Source organism: Streptomyces sp. NPDC001219 (assembly GCF_053597915.1).
This window is the reverse complement of the sequence record NZ_JBSFJF010000037.1, coordinates 1-19,669: the sequence shown is the minus strand read 5'-3', so window position 1 is coordinate 19,669 and position 19,669 is coordinate 1. Positions and strand designations below refer to the sequence as shown.

The window sequence follows — 19,669 nt, the reverse complement described above, 5'->3', positions numbered from 1 at the left end:
GATGACGCTGCGGGGCCGGACGGCGGTGCGGTGGATCGTACGGACGCTCAGCGAAATCTGTGTCACCGCCGGCGCGCTGATCGTGCTCTTCGTGGCCTACGTCCTCTTCTGGACCGGGGTACGGGCCGACAGCGCCATGGACGACGAGATCGGCACCCTCCGGCACCAGTGGTCCACGGGCCCGGTCACCGTCCCCGACCGCCCCCCGGCCCCCGACGGCGACTCCGCCCCGGCCGAACGGCCCCGCCGCTACACCCCGGGCGCGCCCTTCGCCGTCATGTACATCCCGCGCCTGGGCGCCGACTGGACCAAGCCCGTCCTGGAAGGCACCGCGAGCGACGTCCTCAAGCGAGGCCTCGGCCATTACGCCCGCACCGCCCGGCTCGGCGAGACCGGCAACTTCTCCGTCGCCGGCCACCGCCGCACCTACGGCGACCCCTTCAAGGACTTCCCGCGGCTGCGCCCCGGCGACGCCGTGGTGCTGAGTGACGGCACGACCTGGTTCACCTACCGCATCGACAACCGGCCCTACACGACGCTGCCCGGCGACATCGGGGTGATCGACCCCGTCCCGCGGAAGTCCGGTTTCAACGGGCCCGGGCGCTATCTCACCCTGACCACCTGCGAGCCGGAATGGGGCCACAGCCACCGGCTGATCGCCTGGGCACACCTGGACGCCACCCAACCCGTGGCACAGGGAAGGCCATCGGCTTTGACCGGCTGACCCACCCGGGCCCACCCTCGCCCCTTACTCTGGTGTCGCAATCGACATCGTCATCGGCATCGGCAAGGGGACAGCGACAGCATGTACGGCTGGATCTGGCGGCATCTGCCGGGCAACACCTGGGTGAAAGCGCTGATTTCCCTGGTGCTCGTGCTGGCGGTCGTCTTCGTGCTCTTCCAGTACGTCTTTCCGTGGGCGGAGCCGCTGCTGCCGTTCAATGACGTCACTGTCGATGAAGGGATGGCAGCCACCCGATGACCGCACGGATTCTCGTCGTCGACAACTACGACAGCTTCGTCTTCAACCTCGTCCAGTACCTCTACCAACTCGGCGCCGAGTGCGAGGTGCTGCGCAACGACGAGGTCGAGACGCGGCATGCCCAGGACGGCTTCGACGGGGTGCTGCTGTCGCCCGGGCCCGGGACGCCCGAGCAGGCCGGTGTCTGCGTCGACATGGTCCGGCACTGCGCCGACACCGGCGTGCCGGTCTTCGGCGTCTGCCTGGGCATGCAGTCGATGGCTGTCGCGTACGGCGGCGTGGTGGACCGCGCCCCCGAGCTGCTGCACGGCAAGACCTCGCCGGTCCACCACGAGGACGTCGGCGTCTTCTGCGGACTGCCGTCCCCCTTCACCGCCACCCGCTACCACTCCCTGGCGGTCGAGCCGGACACCGTCCCCGACGAACTGCTCGTCACCTCCTGGACGGAGGCCGAGGACGTCCCCGGCGGACGGATCGTCATGGGCCTGCGGCACCGCGAACTCCCGGTCGAGGGCGTCCAGTTCCACCCCGAGTCGGTACTGACGGAGTGGGGCCACCGGATGCTGGCCAACTGGCTCGTCGAATGCGGCGACAAGGGGGCGGTGGAGCGCTCGACGGGGCTGGCCCCCGTGGTCGGCAAGGCCGGTGGGTGACCGCTCTGCGCCCCGAACGTGAAGAAAGACCCTATGAGCCGAACGAGCCGGCGCGGTCCTCCTCTCCGCAGGACCCGTACGGCCCGCCCGATGCGTTCGAGGCTGCGGTGGAGCGGCTGGCCGACCCGCTGACCGATCCGCTGCCGGGCCGGACGCCGCAGGCGCCCGCCCCCGGTCCGTACGGCCAGCCGGGCCGGGGCCGTCGGCGGGGCAAACCCGCTCAGGAGGGCATGACGCAGGGCTCACCGTGGTTCCGGCCGCATCTGGAGCCCGAGCCGCCCTCCCGGCAGGATCAGCCGTCGTACGGCCCTCAGGCGGCCGCCTACGGCCCGGCGTACGGCTCCGGTCACGTCCCCCGCCCGGCCACCTCCGAGCCGATACCCCCGCGCGATACCGCCCCCGAGGCCCCCGCGCCGTCGGCCCCCGCTCCGCGGGTGCGCCAGGACCAGGCCGGGAGCCCCGCTCCGGCGGCCGCCACCCCCGCGTCCTGGCAGGACGACGAGACCATGGCGCTGCGCCAGGCCGAGAGCCCCGACGGGGACACCGTTTCACGTGAAACAGGCGCGACCGTTTCACGTGAAACGACGACGGCCCCGGCGCCCGGAGGACGAGCGGCCCGGCGCAAGGCCGCTCAGGAGGCCGCCAAGCGGGGCGGCAGGCGCGGACGCCATGGTGGCGCCGCCGCCGCTACGGCAACGGCCGCTGACACCGCCGCGGAACCGGCGTCCGCCCCCATGTCCCGGCTGGAGGCCCGCCAGGCCGCACGCGCCGCCAAGGACAGTCCCAGCCTGATCGCCAGCCGCGCGCTGGGCGAGGTGTTCATCACCCTCGGTGTGCTGATGCTGCTGTTCGTCACCTATCAGCTGTGGTGGACGAACGTCATGGCCGAACAGGAGGCGGGCGGCGCCGCCAGCAACCTTCAGCACGAGTGGGACAAGGGCGGCGGCGAGAAGAAGAACCTCGCGGACGGTGAGCGCTTCGGGATCATGTATATCCCCAAGCTGGACGTGAAGGCCCCGATAGCCGAGGGGATCGACAAGCACAAGGTGCTGGACCACGGCATGGTCGGTCACTACGACAAGAACAGCGGGATCAAGACCGCGATGCCCTGGGACAAGAAGGGCAACTTCGCGGTGGCGGCCCATCGCAACACCCACGGCGAGCCGTTCCGCTACGTCAACCGGCTCACCAAGGGCGACAAGATCATCGTCGAGACGAAGAGCTCGTACTACACGTACGAGATGGAGAGCATCCTCCCGCAGACGTCTCCGAGCAACACCAGCGTGATCGGTCCGGTGCCGCCCGGCTCGGGATTCACCCGGCCCGGCCGCTACATCACCCTGACGACCTGTACCCCGGAGTTCACCAGTACCTTTCGGATGATCGTCTGGGGCAAGATGGTCGACGAGCGGCCGCGGAGCAAGGGCAAACCGGACGCGCTCGCCGGCTGAGCAAACACAAGAGGGGTGCTACGCGGTGACTGCCACCGGAAACGACGAGGCATGCGACCGTTCCGCGCCGCCGCTCGCACCGCGCCGAGTGCGCCGGGCCATCGCCTCCACCGTCAGCGTCATCGGCGAGCTGCTGATCACGGTCGGGCTGATCCTGGGCCTGTTCGTCGCCTACTCGCTCTGGTGGACCAACGTCCTCGCCGACCGTGAAGCGCACAAGCACGGTGACCAGGTGCGCAAGCACTGGGCGCGCAGCGGGCCGAAGGGGCCGGGGGAGCTGGACACCAAGGACGGCATCGGCTTTCTGCACGTGCCGGCGATGAACAACGGCGAGGTGCTGGTCGAGAAGGGCACCGACTCCAAGATCCTCAACGAGGGCGTGGCCGGCTATTACACCAAGCCGGTCAAGTCGGGGCTGCCCAAGGACAAGAAGGGCAACTTCACGCTCGCCGCGCACCGCGACGGCCACGGCGCGAAGTTCCACAACATCGACAAGCTCAAGGACGGCGACCCGGTCGTCTTCGAGACCAAGGACACCTGGTACGTCTACAAGGTCTTCGCGACCCTGCCCGAGACCTCGAAGTACAACGTGGACGTCCTCGACGACATCCCCAAGGAATCCGGCAAGCACAAGGCGGGCCGCTACATCACCCTCACGACCTGCACCCCGGTCTACACCTCGACCTACCGCTATGTCGTCTGGGGCGAGCTGGAGCGGACCGAGAAGGTCGACGCGGACCGCACGCCGCCGAAGGAACTCCGCTAACGCGGTCCGAACGGCAGGCGCCGGTCCGCACGGCCCTGGCCGCGTGCGCGCAACCGAAAGCCCCGGCGCCCTTGGAGGGCTGCCGGGGCTTCGTTGTGCCTGGCCGGAAGGGACCGCCGGCCAACGGCCTCAGCCGAAGGCTCCGCCGAGGAAGCCGCCGCCGTCGCCGCCGTTACCGCCATTGCCGTTACCGCCACCGATGGTGGTCAGCGTCACGGTGGTGGTCGCCGGGTCGGACGGGGTCTCCTGCGGCGGGTCCTGGGAGACCACGCGGGCGTTGTCGTCCTGCTGGCTGCCGGGGGCGAACTGGATATTGGTGAAGCCGGCCTGCTGAAGCGCCTTCTTCGCCACCTTCACCGGCTGGCCGACGACGTTCGGCACCGGCGTCTGCGCCCCCGCCTTGCCGATGGTGAGGGTCACCGTCGAGCCTTCGCTGGCCTGGGTGTTGCCGTCGGGGCTCTGGGCGAGGACCTTGCCGACCTGGTTCGGGTCGGTGACGTCCTGCTCACTCTTGCTGACCTCGAAGCCGATGGCCTTCAGCTGCTTCTCGGCGGCCGCGAAGTCCTGGCCCTTGACGTCCGGGACGTTCCGCTTGGGGGACTCCTGGGCGACGGTGAGGACGATCTCCGTGCTCTTCGGCGCCTCGCTCTGGGCCTTGGGGTCCTGGCTGAGCACGGTGTTCGGGGTCCGCTCGGACTCCTTGTTGACCTGCCGGATGCGCGTGAAGCCCTTGCGCTTGAGGCGGTCGACGGCGTTCTCGTACGAGAGGTCCTCCACGTCGGGAACGGTGACCTTGACCGCCCCCGTGCACAGAATGAACTTGACCGTGTCGTTCTTGTCGATCGTGGTGCCGGGCTTCGGACTCTGCTCGGTGATCTGGTTCCGCTTGACGTTGTCGCAGGCCTTGCGACCGTCCTCGGAGACCTTGAACCCGGCGTTCCGTCCGGACTCCTTCGCCTCGGCGCTCTTCTTGCCGACGAGGTTGGGCACCGTCACCGAGCCACCCTTGTTGTTGCCGGTGAACATCGCCTTGCCGATGAAGATCGCACCGACCAGGACGAGCACGGCCGCGATCACCAGCAGGATCGTCGAGGTGTTGCTCTTCTTCTGACCGCCACCGCGGCGACGGTCGCCACGGTCGTCGTAGCCCCCGTCGTCCGGGTTCATCGGCGGAAGCATGGAGGTCTGGCCGGCCGGGTCCTGCGGACGCAGCATGGTCGTCGGCTGGTCCTGGTCGTAGCCGCCCGCGCCCATGGCGGCGGTCGCCGCGACCGGCTGGCCGTCGAGCGCCGCCTCGATGTCTGCCCGCATCTCGTCCGCCGACTGATAGCGGTAGTCCGGGTCCTTGACCAGCGCCTTCAGGACGATGGCGTCCATCTCCGGCGAGATCTCGGGATCGAAGTTGCTCGGCTTCTGCGGCTCCTCGCGGACATGCTGGTAGGCCACCGCGACCGGTGAGTCACCGACGAACGGCGGCCGCACCGTGAGCAGCTCGTACAGCAGACAGCCGGTGGAGTACAGGTCGGAGCGGGCGTCGACCTGCTCACCCTTGGCCTGCTCGGGCGAGAGGTACTGGGCGGTGCCGATGACCGCCGCGGTCTGCGTCATCGTCATGCCGGCGTCACCCATGGCGCGGGCGATGCCGAAGTCCATGACCTTGACCTGGCCGGTGCGCGTCAGCATGACGTTGGCCGGCTTGATGTCGCGGTGGACGATGCCGGCCCGGTGCGAGTACTCCAGCGCCTGGAGCACACCGGTGGTCATCTCCAGCGAGCGCTCGGGCAGCAGCTTTCTTCCCGAGTGCAGCAGCTCACGGAGCGTGGAGCCGTCGACGTACTCCATGACGATGTACGGGATCGAGACACCGTCGACGTAGTCCTCGCCGGTGTCGTAGACCGCGACGATAGACGGATGGTTAAGCGAGGCGGCCGACTGGGCCTCACGGCGGAACCGGGCCTGGAAGGACGGATCACGGGCGAGGTCCACCCGCAGCGTCTTCACAGCCACGGTGCGGCCCAGGCGGGTGTCATGCGCGAGGTACACCTCGGCCATGCCACCGCGGCCGAGCACCGAGCCCAGCTCGTACCGGCCGCCGAGGCGACGCGGCTCTTCCATAAGCTTCTCCAGCCCTCTCCGTCAGTCCCGACCGCACCGGTGTGTGGTCCGGCGGTGTGCTGTCCGGGCATACCGTACCCGCCACGCCGTACCGGACCGGGCCGGAGCCGCAACCTGATACGTGACCGGTATTGGCATGATCCGCGTCACTTCTCGCCTTCGAGTACCGCCTGCATGACGTGCTTCGCGATCGGAGCTGCGAGCTTTCCGCCGGCGATGTCGTCCCGGAGCGTGTCCGATCCCTCAATGACGACCGCGACCGCGACCGGCGTGCCCTTGTCGGTCTTCGCGTAGGAGATGAACCAGGCGTACGGATTGTCCTTGTTGTCCTCGCCGTGCTGCGCGGTACCCGTCTTGCCGCCCACTGTGACGCCCGGGATCTGGGCGTTGGTTCCCGTTCCCGACTTGACCACGGTCTGCATGATGCTCTGGACCTTCTGCGCGTTCTCCGGGCTGAGCGGCTGGCTCATCTCCTGCGGAGTGTGCTGCTGGACCACGTTGAGGTTCGTCGCGACCAGCCGGTCGACCATGTACGGCTTCATCAGCTTGCCGTCGTTGGCGACCGCCGAGGCGACCATGGCCATCTGCAGCGGCGTGGCGCGGTTGGAGGCCTGGCCGATGCCGGCCATCGCGTTCTGCGGCCGGTTGTCCTCGGGGAAGATGCTCTCCGAGGCGCGGACCGGGGTGTTGATCCCCGGGTCGTTGAAGCCGAACTTCTCCGCCTCGGCCTTCATCTTCTTGTTGCCGAGGTCGGCGCTGATCTTGCCGAAGACGGTGTTGCAGGACACCCGCAGCGCCTCCCGCAGGGTGGCGTTCTTGCAGGGGATGTTGCCCTCGTTCTTCAGCTCGACGCCCGAGGTGTCGGGGAGCGTGTAGGGCAGCGGCGACCGGGTGTTGGTGTCGACGCCGTCGTAGAGGCCGTTCTCCAGGGCCGCCGAGGCCGTGACGACCTTGAAGGTGGAGCCGGGCGGGTAGGTCTGGCGCAGCGCCCGGTTGAGCATCGGCTCGTCGGCGTTGTTCTTCTTCTGCAGCCCGTTGTACGCCTCGGCGTCCTTGTTGCTCATCCCCGCGAAGGTGGACGGGTCGTAGGACGGGGTGCTGGCCAGCGCCAGGATCGCGCCGGTCTCCGGGTTGATCGCGGCGACCGCGCCCTTCTGCTTGCCGAGGCCGTTGAAGGCGGCCTTCTGGGCCTTGGCGTCGAGGGTGGTCACCACGTTGCCGCCCTTCTGCTTGCTGCCGGTGAACATGTCGACCGTGCGGCTGAAGAAGAGCCTGTCGTCGGTGCCGGTGAGAATGCCGTCGTTGAGCTTCTCGAGCTGGTTGGCGTCGAAGGCCTGTGAGGCGTAGCCGGTGACCGGCGCCCACATCCTGCCGTTCTTGTACGTCCGCTTGTACTTGAAGTCGCCGCTGTCGGTGGTCGTGGAGCCGGTGATGGCCTTGCCGTCGACGATGATGTTGCCGCGCGGAGTGCTGTAGCGCTCGATGGCGACCCGGCGGTTGTGCGGGTCGTTCTTGAGCTCGTCACCCTGGACGAACTGCACCCAGTTGACGCGGACCAGGAGGGCGAGGACGAGCAGGCCGCAGAAGATCGCGACCCGGCGCAGGGGCTTGTTCACGGACGGACCACCTGGGTCATCTCGGCGTCGGTGGACGGGGCGGGGGCCGGCGCCGGGCGGCGCGCGGTGTCGCTGATCCGGAGCAGGATCGCGATCAGTGCCCAGTTGGCGATCACGGACGAACCACCCTGGGCGAGGAACGGCATCGTCATACCCGTCAGCGGGATCAGGCCGGTCACACCACCGGCGACGACGAAGACCTGCAGGGCGAAGGCGCCGGACAGGCCGATCGCCAGCAGCTTGCCGAACGGGTCACGGGCCGCCAGCGCCGTACGGATACCGCGCTCGATCAGCAGGCCGTAGAGCATCAGGATGGCCATCAGGCCGGCCAGCCCGATCTCCTCACCGACCGTGGCGAGAATGTAGTCACTCTTCGGCGCGATGCCCAGGATGAGGCGGGAGTAGCCCTGTCCCAGACCGGAGCCGAGGATGCCGCCGGAGCCGAAGGAGTACATGGCCTGGGCGGTCTCGGTGACACCGCCGTTGAGCAGCTCCAGCGGGTTGAGCCAGTTGTGCACACGCGTCTGGACGTGCGACTCGAACGTCGCCACCGCGACCGCGCCGCCGGCGCTGAGCAGCAGACCGAACACGATCCAGCTGGTCCGCTCGGTCGCCACGTACAGCATCACGACGAACAGGCCGAAGAAGAGCAGCGAGGTACCCAGGTCGGTCTCGAAGACCAGGATCATCAGGCTCAGCGCCCAGATGACGAGGATCGGGCCGAGGTCGCGGCCGCGGGGGAGGTACAGGCCCATGAAGCGGCGGCTGGCCAGCGCCAGCGCGTCCCGCTTCACCATCAGATAGCCGGCGAAGAAGATCGCGATGATGATCTTCGCGAACTCACCGGGCTGCAGCGAGCCGAGACCCGGGATCGTGATCCAGATCTTTGCGCCGTTCACACCGGGGAAGAACACCGGGGCGACCAGCAGCACCAGCGCGACCACCATCGAGATGTAGGTGTAGCGCTGCAGGACGCGGTGGTCCTTGAGGAAGATCAGGATGCCGAGGAAGAGGGCGACACCGAAGGTCGACCACATCAGCTGGTTGGGAGCCATCGCCTTGCCCAGCGAGGGCTCCTGGTCCAGCCGCCAGATGAAGATCAGACCCAGGCCGTTGAGCAGGGTGCCGATGGGCAGCATCAGCGGATCGGCGTATGGCGCCCACTTGCGGACGACGAGATGCGCGACGCCCGCCAGCAGGCCGAGCCCGAGGCTGTAGCCCAGCACACCGGCCGGCACCGTACCGTCCTTCGCCAGGCCGACGTTGACGTACGCGAACACCGGAATCAGCACAGCGAAGACGAGCATCGCCAGCTCGGTGTTGCGGCGGCTCGGGGCTCCGATATTGCCGATGGTGGTGGTGTTGGTGGTGCTGCTGCTCATGAGATCTACGGCCCCCTACGCCCTCACTGCTGGGTGCTGCAATTCTTTTCCAGCTTCAGCTGTTCCTGGGAAGGGGCCTGGCTGGGAGTGGCATTGGGAGACGGAGACGTGGTCGCCGCCAGCGTGCCGGCCGTGCCGGTGCCGCTGTTCTTGCCGGTGCTGCCGGGCTTGGCGCTCGGCGAAGTGGACGGTGACGGGGAGCCGGGCTTCTTCGGCGTGCCCGTCTGGCCGCGGCCGGGATGACGCGCCGCGTCCCGCTCGGCGGCCTCCCGCTGCTCCTTGCTGCGGCAGGCGTTGGCCTGCTTGCTCAGCTCGGTGACCTTCTCGCCCGCCTGTGTGCGGCTGTCGACCGCGATCGTCTCCTTGACCTGATTCCGCTGGTACTGCGGCAGGTACTTGAGTTCGATCTCGGGGTGGTCCTCGTCCACGCCATTGAGCCTGATCCACGCGAGGTCCTGGCTGATGCCCCGGTAGAGCGCGACGTGGTCGTCCTTGGCGCCGACGAAGTACTGGGTCTGCGTCCAGTTGTAGCCCGCGTAGCAGCCGCCGCCCACGACGGCCAGCGCCAGCGCGATGAACAGCGACCGCTTGAGCCACCGCCCGCGCCGCCGGGGCTTGACGAAGTCCTCGTCCATGAACGCGCCGAACGAGCCCTGCGGCTGTCCGCCGACCTCCGGGTCACCGCTGCCGGGCGGCCCGAAGGCACCGCCCGGGGCACCCGGGTTCGGCCCGCCGGGCCGGCCGAGTTCGGCGGCCCGGGCGGCGGGCGTCTGGAGCGTGCTCGGGTCGCTGAGCTGGTGCTGGTTCTCCGCGACGGCACCGACGATGACCGGGGTGTCGTTGAGCTGGCCGGCCATCGTGTCGTTGCCGTCCACGTCCAGGACATCGGCGACGATGCAGGTGATGTTGTCGGGTCCGCCACCGCGCAGCGCGAGCTGGATCAGCTCCTGCACCGTCTCGTGCGGACCGTGGTAGCTGGCGAGGGTGTCTTCCAGCGTCTGGTGGCTGACCACCCCGGACAGCCCGTCCGAGCAGATCAGGTACCGGTCGCCGGCCCGCACCTCGCGGATCGACAGATCGGGCTCGACATGATCGCCGCTGCCCAGCGCCCGCATCAGCAGCGACCGCTGCGGATGGGTGGTGGCTTCCTCTTCGGTGATCCGGCCCTCGTCGACCAGCCGCTGCACCCAGGTGTGGTCCTGGGTGATCTGGGTCAGGGCGCCGTCGCGCAGCAGATAGGCGCGCGAGTCGCCGACGTGCACGAGGCCGAGCCGCTGCCCGGTCCACAGCAGGGCGGTCAGGGTCGTGCCCATGCCCTCCAGCTGGGGGTCCTCCTCGACCATGACCCGCAGCTGGTCGTTGGCGCGCGTGACGGCCGCCCCCAGCGAGGTCAGGAGGTCGGAGCCGGGGACGTCGTCGTCGAGCTGGACGAGTGTGGAGATCACCTCGGAGGAGGCGACCTCACCGGCGGCCTGGCCGCCCATGCCGTCGGCGATGGCGAGCAGCCGCGGCCCGGCGTAGCCGGAGTCCTCGTTGCCCTCGCGGATCATGCCCTTGTGCGATCCGGCGGCGAAGCGCAGTGACAGACTCATGCGCACCTCACCCGTCGGCTCGGGGTACAGCCGGTCTCTTCGAGCCACACTGCCCACCCTCCGGTCGGGAGCACGCCCGGGTCCGCCGAGTGGACCGCCGCGGCTCGCTCGCTCCGCTCGCTCATTGTCGTACTACTTCCGCAGCTCGATGACGGTCTTGCCGATGCGGATCGGGGCTCCCAGCGGAATCGGTGTCGGGGTCGTCAGTCGGGTCCGGTCCAGGTACGTGCCGTTGGTGGAACCGAGATCCTCGACGATCCACTGGCCGTCACGGTCCGGGTAGATCCTGGCATGCCTGCTGGACGCGTAGTCGTCGTCCAGCACGATGGTGGAGTCGTGCGCACGGCCCAGGGAGATGGTCTGGCCTTGGAGGGCGACGGTGGTGCCGGTCAGCGAGCCCTCGGAGACCACCAGCTTGGTGGGTGCGCCGCGGCGCTGCCGGTTGTTGTTGCCGCGGCCGCCTTCCTGGCGGCGCTGCTGTTGCTGCGGTGGCGCGGCGGCCTGGCGCTGCGCACGTGCTTCCTGACCGCCGCGACGGGCGGCACCGCGTTGTGTGACGCGTGTGCCGAACAGATCGCTGCGGATGACCTGAACGGCCACGATGACGAACAGCCACAGTACGGCGAGGAAACCCAACCGCATGACCGTGAGGGTCAGCTCTGACATTGCCCCCGCTTCACCCTTCGGCTTGCCGGTAAACGATGGTGGTACTGCCCACGACAATCCGCGAGCCGTCGCGGAGATTAGCGCGAGTGGTGTGCTGCCCGTCCACCACGATGCCGTTCGTGGAGCCCAGATCCTGGATCATGGGGGGCGTTCCGACCCGGATCTCACAGTGACGCCGGGAGACACCCGGGTCGTCGATCCGTACGTCGGCTTCGGTGCTGCGACCCAGCACGAGTGTGGGGCGCGAGATCTGGTGGCGGGTGCCGTTGATCTCGATCCAGCGCCGTGTCTGCGCCTGGGGCTGCGGTCCTGCACCGGGCGGTGCCGTACGGGGTACGGACTGCGCGCCGCCGGGGGGCGGGGCCGAAGGCATGGGGGGCGGGCTCACATGGCCGCCGCCGGGCTGGCCGCCGCGCGGGGGCGCGGCGGAGCGGCGGTCGGCAGCGGGGCCCGGCTGGTCCTGCGACGAGCTGGAGGCGAGCGTACGGCTGCGGACGCGGTACAGGCCGGTGTCGAGATCGTCGGCCTTCTCCAGATGGACCTTGATCGAGCCCATGAAGGTGTACCGCTGCTGCTTGGCGTAGTCGCGGACCATGCTGGACAGCTCGTCGCCGAGCTGCCCGCTGTAGGGGCTCAGCCGCTCGTAGTCGGGGGTGCTCAGCTCGACGATGAAGTCGTTGGGGACGACCGTGCGGTCGCGGTTCCAGATGGTGGCGTTGTTGTCGCACTCGCGCTGCAGCGCGCCGGCGATCTCAACGGGCTGCACCTCGGACTTGAACACCTTGGCGAAGGTGCCGTTGACGAGACCTTCGAGACGCTGCTCGAAACGCTTCAGTACTCCCACGGGGCACCTCCTTCCTCAGTCTTCGACGGGGTCGTCCTGATCGAGTCGTCCTGATACTGCTTACTGATCGTATCCACGCGTCGGGAAATCGGCTGGTTCCCCTTTCCCGCCTTGAGGACGAGTGTCGCCCCTCACAGGGTTGCCCGGTGCTCGTTTGCTCCTGCCCACTGTTCGTGCACTGCGATCGTAGATGTGCCCCGAACACAGTGTCCCGCAACCGCCGACCGCTCCGGCCGGGCGGGGGCCGGAGTCGGACGTGACGCGGGTGCCGGCCGTGCCCGGCCGGCCCGGAGGCGGACCGGGGGGCCCGCACCCCGATGTCGACTACCGCGAGTGTGGACCCTTTGGGCAGCGCTCCGCGAATGCCCACGGTGAGAGGGGGTGCCGCCCTGGTGGCCGCCCTGGTGGCCGCCCGGGTTGCCGCGAGGCGGGGACCGGGGGAAAGGCGTGTGAAGGCACCCCTGACACCGTGCTAGTGTTCTGGATGTCGGAAGGCGCTCGCAGCGGACCCGGACCGAACGGCCCGGATCGCGTGAGAGAATCAACCGGCAGCACTCATGCGCGGGTGGCGGAATAGGCAGACGCGCTGGATTCAGGTTCCAGTGCCCGAAAGGGCGTGGGGGTTCAACTCCCCCCTCGCGCACAGATGAGACCCCCGGTCTCCGGAGAAATCCGGAGACCGGGGGTCTTTCGTTGTGCTCGTCACGTTGTTGGCTATGTCACGGGTGCGTGGCTGTCACGGCTTGGGTGGCGGCGTCCCGGGTGGCGGGCCTCGGGTGGGGCGCTGAGGCCGACGTCACATCCGGGTTTCCTGCGGGTGCGGGCGGGGCGCCGTGGGCGGCCGCCCGCCCGGAGGTGGCTGCGGAAGGGCGTGGGAAACCGTGCCGGAGCCCGCACTCCGGCTCGGGCGTCCCGGCCGGGCTCAGGCGGCGAGCTGCTCGGCGAGGGTCTTGGCCTTGGCCTCCGCGTCCTTGTGGGCCTGGTCGCGGGAGGTCTCGTAGAGCGGGATCAGCTCGGCCATGGCCGGGTTGTTCGGGGCCATGGTCAGCTCGGGGACGATGAAGTCGACCTCGAGGCCCAGCCCGCCGTTCAGTACGGCCGCCAGGTAGTTCTGCACGTACTCGAAGGGCTCACGGGGCGTGCCCGGCGCGTAGGAGCCGCCGCGGCTGGCGACGACGGTGACCGGGGTGCCCTTGGCCGACGGCTGCTGACCCGACGTGCGGCCCATGATGATCACCTGGTCGAGCCATGCCTTCAGCGTGGACGGGATCGTGAAGTTGTACATCGGCGCGCCTATGACGACCGCGTCGGCCTGCTCCAGCTCCTCGGCGAGCTGAACCCGCAGTGCGAAGGCCGCCTGCTGCTCGGGGGTGTGGGTGGCGGGGTCGGAGAAGCCGGCGGAGGCGCCGATGCCGTCGAGGTGCGGCAGCGGGTCGGCGGCCAGGTCGCGGTGGATCACGGTGCCGTCGGGGTGCTGTTCCTCCCAGGCCTTGCGGAAGGCTGCGGTGACCGAGCGGGAGGCGGAGCCGCCCTCGGGGAAGAGGGAGGAGTCGATGAGCAGAAGAGTGGCCATGGGGACCGGTCCTTCCATAGGCGGCCGGGCGGCGCTCGACCACTGGTTGAATTCCGTACGTGACTATTGATAGCACAGGTACTTACTTTTCCGCAGTAGCCAACGGGAAGGCGGTACCCTGGGGGCATGGCGGACCACGGCGAGGCGATGTGCAGGCAGGTCGACGGCGGCATGACGCGCGTCTTCGAGCTGTTCGGGAAGCGCTGGACGGGGCTGATCGTCGCCACCCTGATGCCGGGTCCGGTGCACTTCGCCGATCTGCGGCGGGCCATCCCCGGGATCAGTGAGCGGATGCTCTCCGACCGCCTCATGGAGCTGGCGTCGACCGGCCTGGTCGTCCGTGAGGTGGACGCGGGGCCGCCGCTGCGCGTCTCCTACCGGCTCACGGAGGCCGGGCGGGCCATGGAGCCCGCACTCAAGGAGCTGGGGCGCTGGGCGGAGACCTACCTGGCCGACGGTGGGCAGTGCCCGCAGCGGTTCCGGAAGTAGGCGCCGCCGGGGCGGGAGTGCCGGCGGGCGGCGTGGCGGTCCCTGCCCTCGGGCGGGTGTGTCACCCCAGCCGCTCCTGGGCGGCGTTGTAGCGGCGCAGATAGGTCGCGAAGCGGTCGAGGTCCTCCTCTTCCCAGTCGGCCAGCCGCTCGTGGAACGCCTGGCGGCGGCTGGCGGTGACGTTGGCGAGCACCTGGGCGCCCTTGTCCGTGGGGTGCAGCACCTGGACGCGGTGGTCCTCCGGGTCGACGCGGCGCTCGACGAACCCGAGCTTCTCCAGTGCGGCGATCTGTCGGCTGACTGTGGACTTGTCCAGGAAGTAGTGCGCCGCGAGATCCGTGGCGCGGCATCCCTGCTGGTCATCGAGGTGCGCCAGCAGCGTGTAGGAGACCAGTGACAGCTCGGGGTGCATCCGGGCGGCGGTCGCGCGGGCGCGGCGGGCGAACGCGGTCATCTCCTGCTGGATGGTCTCGACGGAGTCCTCGCGGTGAGCCACGGGTTGCCTTTCGTAGAGGTAGTTGTATAGTACAACGCGATAGAGAGTTGTAGAAGCCAACTGTTTTACCCGTGGGCCCGCCGGTCCGGGACCGGTCCAGGCTCCGCGGGCTCGGGCTGAGGTGAAGACCAGCCCAGTGGCGACAGCTGAGCCGACGAGCTGAGAAGGCGAGGCCCCATGAGTACGGTCCGACGTCCCGACCACCGAAGCGACCACCGTTCCGCACGGTCCGCCCACACCGCCGGGCTGCGTCACGTCCTGACGCACCTGATCACCCCGCTGCTGATGTGCATCGGGATGGGGCTGGCGTATCTGGGGGCCTTCGCGCACCCCGTGCCGCACCATCTGCCCGTCGCGGTCGTCGGATCGGGCCCCAGCGCCCAGCTGCTCGCCCAGTCGATCAACGACAAGGCGGACGGTGAGCTGGAGGTACGGACCGTCGCTGACCGGTCGGCGGCGGTCGACCGGCTCAGGCACCAGGACATCTTCGGGGCGTATGTGATGCCCGCGGAGAGCAAGCAGGCGGCGAAGGCTTCGAAGGACGTGAAGGGCGCGCAGGGTGCGCACGGAGTGGGGCGTGCGGCGGGGGCGTCGAGTGGATCGGCGGGCAGGGCCGGTGCCGGCGGGGCGGCGGGCTTGGCGGCGCCCGTGCCCGAGCTGCTGGTGGCGACGGCTGGTTCCGACACCAGCGCAACCGTCGCCCAGAAGGTCTTCACCCCGATCGCGGCGCACCAGGGTGCCCCGCTGAAGGTCACGGACGTGGCACCGCCCGCCGAGGACGACCCGACGGGGCAGGGGATCTTCTTCCTGCTGGTCGCGATCAGCATCGGCTCGTATGCGTCGGTCGCGGTGATCGGCGGCGCCGGAGCCGTGCTGCCGCTCCGGCTGCGGACGGCGCTGGCCCTCGGCGTCTCCTTCGTGGTCGCCCTCATCGGGACGGCGTTCGCCGGTCCGGTCTTCCACCTGGTCGACCACGGCCTCGGCGGACTGTGGGCGCTGGCCTGGCTCTACTCGGCGGGCATTCTGCTCATCGGCACCGGCCTGCATACCTTCCTCAAGCGCTGGACGACGCTCGGTGTGATGACCCTCTTCGTGATGCTCAACTTCACGTCCTCCGGCGGGATCTTCCGCCCCGAGATGCAGAACGGGTTCTTCGCCGCGCTGCACTCCTTCTGGAACGGCGCGGGCTTCGTGGAAGGCTCCCGCAGCCATGTCTACTTCGACGGCTACGGCCTGCCGGGTCACGTCTGGTCGCTGGTGGGGTGGCTGGTCGTCGGCCTGGTGACGGTCGGTGTGGCGGCGCTGGCCGAGAAGCGGCGGCGTACCGCGGAGGCGGAGGAGACGGCCCAGGCCGCGGCCGTGGCGGCGGCCGCGGTGGCGGCGACGGTGCCGGAACCGGCTCTCGCGGCTCCGGTCCACGGGGCCGGGGATGCCGCCGTGGCGCTGGAGGAGGGGGAAGAGGAGATGGCGGAGGCGGTGGGCGTGTAGCGGCTCTGGAGAGTTATCCACAGGCTCTGCGGGGCGTGCCGGGGCCTCGGTAACGTCATGCGTGTCGGCGGGCCGGAACCGCCCGGTGCACGGAAGGACGCAGCAGGGGCGTTGTTCCAGGCAGAGCAGAGCAGTGTGGAACCACGCAGAAGATGCACAGATCAACGCAGAGCATGCGGAGGTCAATGCAGAAGATGCGGAGCGCGCAGAACACGGCGGCGCTGCATGGAGACACAGCAGCATCGGACAGCGACACTGCACCGCAGGGACATCAACAACAACCGCAGGGACATCGACAACACAGGTCGTGAAGGGGGAGGTGGCCCGCTATGCCGCGTGTGCCGTACGTACCGGGGTTTGCCCATCCAGAGACAGCGGGGCCGTCGCCCAAGGCCGTTGGGCGGGCCCTGCGGGAGAGGCTCCCGCGTTCCGGGCAGGCCGAGCTGCCGATCACGGACGGGCGACCGGACGCAGTGGCGGCGGTCGAGGAGTCCAACGCCGGCCGGCTGCCCGAGCTGACGCCGATACGGGTCGGGCGGATGGCCGCGAGCCCCTTCGCCTTCCTCCGCGGCTCCGCCGGCCTGATGGCGTACGACCTGGCCGCCGGCCCGGTGACCGGCATCGGCACCCAGATCTGCGGAGACGCGCACGCCGCCAACTTCGGCCTCTACGGCGACGCCCGCGGTGGCCTCGTCATCGACCTCAACGACTTCGACGAGACCCTGCACGGGCCGTGGGAGTGGGATGTGAAGCGGCTCGCCACATCGGTCGTGCTGGCCGGCCGGGAGGCGGGCGCCGACGAGGACGAGTGCCGCAAGGCGGCGCGTGACGTGGCGGGCTCCTATCGGCGCACGATGCGGCTGCTGGCCAAGCGGCCGGTCATCGAGGCGTGGAACGCGATCGCCGACGAGGAGCTGGTCTCGCACAGCGACGCCCGGGATCTGCTGGGGACGCTGGAGCAGGTCGCGGAGAAGGCCCGTAAGAACACCAGCGCGCGATACGCGGCCAAGGCGACGGAGCCGGCAGCGGACGGCGGCCGCCGGTTCGTGGACGCGCAGCCGGTGCTGCGGCGGGTGCCGGATGAGGAGGCGGCAGCCGTGGCCGCGTCCCTCACCGGCTATCTGGACACGATCGCCGAACACCGGCTGCCCCTGCTGGCGCGGTACGTGGTGCACGATGTGGCCTTCCGCGTGGTCGGCACGGGCAGCGTGGGCCTGCGGTCGTATGTCGTGCTGCTGCTGGACCACCGGGGCGAGCCGCTGGTCCTGCAGGTGAAGGAGGCCCGTCGTTCGGTGCTGGCCCCCTTCGTGGAGAAGGCCGGCTTCCCCGTTCCGTCGGTGGTGCACGAGGGCCGCCGCGTGGTGCTCGGGCAGCGCCGGATGCAGGTGGTCAGCGACATCCTGCTGGGCTGGACGACGGTGCGGGGCGTGGCGTCGCCGGGCACGGCCGGCACGGGCACGGACAACGGCCCACAAGGGGGACTGCCCTTCCAGGTCCGCCAGTTCAGAAACCGCAAGGGCAGCGTGGACCCGACACAGCTGTCCGGTGACCAGATGGACGACTACGCCCGGATGACCGGCGCCCTCCTGGCCCGCGCACACTCCCACAGCGCCGACCCACGCCTGCTGGCCGGCTACTGCGGCAAGAACGAAGAACTGGACGACGCCATAGCGACCTTCGCGGCCTCCTACGCGGACCGCACGGAAGCGGACCACGCGGCACTGACCACAGCAGTGAAGAACGGGCGCATCGCGGCAGAGCTGGGGGTGTGAGGGGGAGGCGACGGGTGGTTTGGGGTCTGACTGCTGGCTTGGCTGCTTAGGGCTGGGCTGGGCTGGGCTGGGGCGATGGGGCGGGAGGCGGGAGGGGGTGGGCTGGGGGGAGGGGAGGGCCCCCAAGCGCAGCGCCCCAAGCGAGGGAATGGCCGTGGAGAGCCGTGTCACGTGGGGCCGTACGCTGGCCGGGTGACGAACTCGCACGCGGAGAACGCGCAGGACGGCCAGCACCGACCGGACGTACCGGGCACCCCGGACGCCCAGGCCGACCCGCAGGCATCGGACGCCCGCGGCGGCGGGCGGGACACCCGGCTCGGGCACGGCGGCGGCTCGGAAGATCAGGCCACGGGCCCGGACGGCTTGGACTTCGGTCAGGGTGCCCCGACCGAGCCACTCGTGGATCAGGACGCGGCAGCGCCTGGCACGAGTGCCGGTCAGGCCGGGCACGGGGCTGAGCCCGGTGCCGATCAGGCCGCGGCGGAGTCCGATGCGGGCGCGGAGCAGCCTGCGGCAGGGGCCGAGCCGGGTGAGGCGCCGGACGACAAGGCGACCGCTGCTCAGGACGAGGCGACCCGGCGGCTGGCGAAGGCGGTGCTGGCCGCGGAGCAGGCGCTGATCGAGTTCGAGATCGCGGTGGAGACCTTCCGGGTGGAGGTGGAGAACTTCTCTCGCCTGCACCACCAGCGGCTCGGCCCCATGTACGCACGGCTGGACGAGCTGGACGCGCAGATCGCCGAGGCGGTGGCGGCGCGTACCGGCGATCCCGCGGACATCCGTAAGGCGCGCGAGGCACGGGCGTCGGTGCTGCCGATGCCGGAGGTCGAGGAGCTGTTCCACGGGTGGATGGGGTCGGACGGCCTGTTCGCCGAGGCTCAGGCCATGCTCACCGAGCAGTCGGTGCAGCCGCCGCAGAAGGTGCGGCCCAGTGAAGAGGCCCGCAAGGTCTACCGCGACCTGGTGCGCAAGGCCCACCCGGACCTGGCGCGGGATGACACGGAGCGTGCGCGCCGGGACGCCTTCATCGCACGGGTCAACACGGCGTATGCCCAGGGTGACGCGGCGGCGCTGCGCGAGCTGGCGCGGGAGTGGGAGGCCGGTCCCGCGCCGGTCGAGGAGCGGCTCAGCGAGAGCGAGGAGCTCTACGCGCGGCTGGAGTGGCTGGCCGAGCGCAAGGAGCTGCTGGCCGCGGCGGCCGCCGAGCTGGAGGAGAGTGCGATCGGCGCGATGATCAAGATGGCGCCGGAGGACCCGGACGCGCTGCTGGAGGAGATCGCCGAGAAGCTTCTCGCCGATGTCGCGGAACGCGAGACGTACCTCGCGCAGCTGGTCGGGTAGCGTCGGGAACATGCAATTTGGTTCTGTGCCCACGGTCGGTGTCGACGTTCTCACGTCGGAGGACTTCCTCCTGGACGTGCGGGAGGACGACGAGTGGGAGGCGGGGCACGCCGAAGGCGCTCTGCACATCCCGATGAGTGAATTCGTCGCCCGCTACGGTGAGTTGACCGAGGCGGCTCCCGGCGGTGGCAAGGTGTATGTGCTGTGCCGGGTCGGCGGACGTTCGGCTCAGGTGGCGCAGTATCTGATCCAGCAGGGTCTCGACGCGGTGAATGTCGCGGGGGGCATGCAGGCATGGGAGGCCGCCGGCCGTCCCGTCTCGGACGGCAAGGGTGGCGCGGGGTCGGTCATCTAGGCAGTTTCGTTTGGATCATCTGGCTGACCAGAGGAAGATGCCTGCGATGTGGAGTCCGGCCAGGTAGATGGTTGCGGTCTTCTCGTAGCGG

Annotated in this window: 18 protein-coding genes and 1 tRNA gene; 11 read left to right on the top strand and 8 right to left on the bottom strand. The window is 69.6% G+C overall.

Annotated elements, in window-relative coordinates; all coding sequences use genetic code 11:
• The first annotated feature begins 1 nt into the window (after nt 1).
• From ACWC9R_RS22865 to ACWC9R_RS22845, 5 genes are all read left to right on the top strand, one after another.
• Complete coding sequence (locus ACWC9R_RS22865) at nt 2–724, top strand: class E sortase (RefSeq protein WP_450734063.1); 723 nt, start codon at nt 2–4, stop codon at nt 722–724.
• Nucleotides 725–805: 81 nt separating this feature from the next.
• Nucleotides 806–982, top strand: a complete 177-nt coding sequence (locus ACWC9R_RS22860; protein ID WP_362600449.1) for a hypothetical protein — start codon at nt 806–808, stop codon at nt 980–982.
• A complete protein-coding gene (locus ACWC9R_RS22855; RefSeq protein WP_450734061.1) occupies nt 979–1,635 on the top strand; it encodes an aminodeoxychorismate/anthranilate synthase component II in 657 nt (218 codons plus the stop codon). The genes ACWC9R_RS22860 and ACWC9R_RS22855 overlap by 4 nt, the downstream gene beginning before the upstream one ends.
• A complete protein-coding gene (locus ACWC9R_RS22850) occupies nt 1,632–3,086 on the top strand; it encodes a class E sortase (RefSeq protein ID WP_450734059.1) in 1,455 nt (484 codons plus the stop codon). Before ACWC9R_RS22855 ends, ACWC9R_RS22850 begins: the two co-directional genes overlap by 4 nt.
• A gap of 25 nt (nt 3,087–3,111) precedes the next feature.
• Nucleotides 3,112–3,852, top strand: a complete 741-nt coding sequence (locus ACWC9R_RS22845) for a class E sortase (RefSeq protein ID WP_450734057.1) — start codon at nt 3,112–3,114, stop codon at nt 3,850–3,852.
• 129 nt (nt 3,853–3,981) lie between these two features.
• Here ACWC9R_RS22845 and pknB read toward each other — a convergent pair whose 3' ends face one another.
• From pknB to ACWC9R_RS22815, 6 genes are all read right to left on the bottom strand, one after another.
• Nucleotides 3,982–5,967, bottom strand: a complete 1,986-nt coding sequence (pknB, locus tag ACWC9R_RS22840) for a Stk1 family PASTA domain-containing Ser/Thr kinase (RefSeq protein ID WP_450734056.1) — start codon at nt 5,965–5,967, stop codon at nt 3,982–3,984.
• Nucleotides 5,968–6,113: 146 nt separating this feature from the next.
• Nucleotides 6,114–7,583 (bottom strand): peptidoglycan D,D-transpeptidase FtsI family protein, encoded by a 1,470-nt coding sequence (locus ACWC9R_RS22835; protein WP_450734054.1) that lies wholly within the window; start codon nt 7,581–7,583, stop codon nt 6,114–6,116.
• Nucleotides 7,580–8,965, bottom strand: coding sequence for an FtsW/RodA/SpoVE family cell cycle protein (locus ACWC9R_RS22830; protein ID WP_450734052.1), 1,386 nt, complete (start codon nt 8,963–8,965; stop codon nt 7,580–7,582). The genes ACWC9R_RS22835 and ACWC9R_RS22830 overlap by 4 nt, the downstream gene beginning before the upstream one ends.
• Before the next feature lie 23 nt (nt 8,966–8,988).
• Nucleotides 8,989–10,557: a PP2C family protein-serine/threonine phosphatase gene (locus ACWC9R_RS22825; protein ID WP_450734050.1), complete on the bottom strand. Its 1,569-nt coding sequence runs from the start codon at nt 10,555–10,557 to the stop codon at nt 8,989–8,991.
• 132 nt (nt 10,558–10,689) lie between these two features.
• Nucleotides 10,690–11,223, bottom strand: a complete 534-nt coding sequence (locus ACWC9R_RS22820) for an FHA domain-containing protein FhaB/FipA (protein WP_362600470.1) — start codon at nt 11,221–11,223, stop codon at nt 10,690–10,692.
• Nucleotides 11,224–11,233: 10 nt separating this feature from the next.
• Nucleotides 11,234–12,067 carry an FhaA domain-containing protein gene (locus ACWC9R_RS22815; protein WP_450734049.1) on the bottom strand — a complete coding sequence of 278 codons (834 nt, stop codon included), beginning with the start codon at nt 12,065–12,067 and terminating at the stop codon, nt 11,234–11,236.
• A 559-nt stretch (nt 12,068–12,626) separates the two neighbouring features.
• On the opposite strand from ACWC9R_RS22815, the gene ACWC9R_RS22810 reads away from it, so the two are divergent.
• Nucleotides 12,627–12,710: transfer RNA gene (locus ACWC9R_RS22810), tRNA-Leu, on the top strand.
• Between the two features lie 279 nt (nt 12,711–12,989).
• Here ACWC9R_RS22810 and ACWC9R_RS22805 read toward each other — a convergent pair.
• The gene (locus tag ACWC9R_RS22805) at nt 12,990–13,640 is read right to left on the bottom strand and encodes an FMN-dependent NADH-azoreductase (RefSeq protein ID WP_450734048.1); all 651 of its coding nucleotides are present in this window, start codon (nt 13,638–13,640) and stop codon (nt 12,990–12,992) included.
• Nucleotides 13,641–13,766: 126 nt separating this feature from the next.
• On the opposite strand from ACWC9R_RS22805, the gene ACWC9R_RS22800 reads away from it, so the two are divergent.
• Nucleotides 13,767–14,129, top strand: a complete 363-nt coding sequence (locus ACWC9R_RS22800; RefSeq protein WP_450734047.1) for a winged helix-turn-helix transcriptional regulator — start codon at nt 13,767–13,769, stop codon at nt 14,127–14,129.
• 61 nt (nt 14,130–14,190) lie between these two features.
• Here ACWC9R_RS22800 and ACWC9R_RS22795 read toward each other — a convergent pair whose 3' ends face one another.
• Nucleotides 14,191–14,625, bottom strand: coding sequence for a MarR family winged helix-turn-helix transcriptional regulator (locus tag ACWC9R_RS22795; protein ID WP_450734045.1), 435 nt, complete (start codon nt 14,623–14,625; stop codon nt 14,191–14,193).
• A 177-nt stretch (nt 14,626–14,802) separates the two neighbouring features.
• On the opposite strand from ACWC9R_RS22795, the gene ACWC9R_RS22790 reads away from it, so the two are divergent.
• The 4 genes from ACWC9R_RS22790 to ACWC9R_RS22775 all read left to right on the top strand — a co-directional run bounded on the left by ACWC9R_RS22790 (nt 14,803) and on the right by ACWC9R_RS22775 (nt 19,578).
• Nucleotides 14,803–16,113, top strand: a complete 1,311-nt coding sequence (locus ACWC9R_RS22790) for an ABC transporter permease (protein WP_450734043.1) — start codon at nt 14,803–14,805, stop codon at nt 16,111–16,113.
• Nucleotides 16,114–16,442: 329 nt separating this feature from the next.
• The gene (locus ACWC9R_RS22785) at nt 16,443–17,885 is read left to right on the top strand and encodes a DUF2252 domain-containing protein (RefSeq protein WP_450734041.1); all 1,443 of its coding nucleotides are present in this window, start codon (nt 16,443–16,445) and stop codon (nt 17,883–17,885) included.
• A gap of 192 nt (nt 17,886–18,077) precedes the next feature.
• Nucleotides 18,078–19,223 carry a J domain-containing protein gene (locus ACWC9R_RS22780; RefSeq protein ID WP_450734039.1) on the top strand — a complete coding sequence of 382 codons (1,146 nt, stop codon included), beginning with the start codon at nt 18,078–18,080 and terminating at the stop codon, nt 19,221–19,223.
• A 10-nt stretch (nt 19,224–19,233) separates the two neighbouring features.
• Nucleotides 19,234–19,578 carry a rhodanese-like domain-containing protein gene (locus tag ACWC9R_RS22775; protein ID WP_450734037.1) on the top strand — a complete coding sequence of 115 codons (345 nt, stop codon included), beginning with the start codon at nt 19,234–19,236 and terminating at the stop codon, nt 19,576–19,578.
• Nucleotides 19,579–19,669 lie beyond the last annotated feature (91 nt).

Coding starts and splice junctions, on each gene's coding strand:
- ACWC9R_RS22805 (WP_450734048.1), bottom strand. CDS start 13,640: ATGGCCACTCTTCTGCTCATCGACTCCTCCCTCTTCCCCGAGGGCGGC.
- ACWC9R_RS22855 (WP_450734061.1), top strand. CDS start 979: ATGACCGCACGGATTCTCGTCGTCGACAACTACGACAGCTTCGTCTTC.
- pknB (WP_450734056.1), bottom strand. CDS start 5,967: ATGGAAGAGCCGCGTCGCCTCGGCGGCCGGTACGAGCTGGGCTCGGTG.
- ACWC9R_RS22800 (WP_450734047.1), top strand. CDS start 13,767: ATGGCGGACCACGGCGAGGCGATGTGCAGGCAGGTCGACGGCGGCATG.
- ACWC9R_RS22785 (WP_450734041.1), top strand. CDS start 16,443: ATGCCGCGTGTGCCGTACGTACCGGGGTTTGCCCATCCAGAGACAGCG.
- ACWC9R_RS22820 (WP_362600470.1), bottom strand. CDS start 11,223: ATGTCAGAGCTGACCCTCACGGTCATGCGGTTGGGTTTCCTCGCCGTA.
- ACWC9R_RS22790 (WP_450734043.1), top strand. CDS start 14,803: ATGAGTACGGTCCGACGTCCCGACCACCGAAGCGACCACCGTTCCGCA.
- ACWC9R_RS22865 (WP_450734063.1), top strand. CDS start 2: ATGACGCTGCGGGGCCGGACGGCGGTGCGGTGGATCGTACGGACGCTC.
- ACWC9R_RS22860 (WP_362600449.1), top strand. CDS start 806: ATGTACGGCTGGATCTGGCGGCATCTGCCGGGCAACACCTGGGTGAAA.
- ACWC9R_RS22825 (WP_450734050.1), bottom strand. CDS start 10,557: ATGAGTCTGTCACTGCGCTTCGCCGCCGGATCGCACAAGGGCATGATC.
- ACWC9R_RS22775 (WP_450734037.1), top strand. CDS start 19,234: ATGCAATTTGGTTCTGTGCCCACGGTCGGTGTCGACGTTCTCACGTCG.
- ACWC9R_RS22830 (WP_450734052.1), bottom strand. CDS start 8,965: ATGAGCAGCAGCACCACCAACACCACCACCATCGGCAATATCGGAGCC.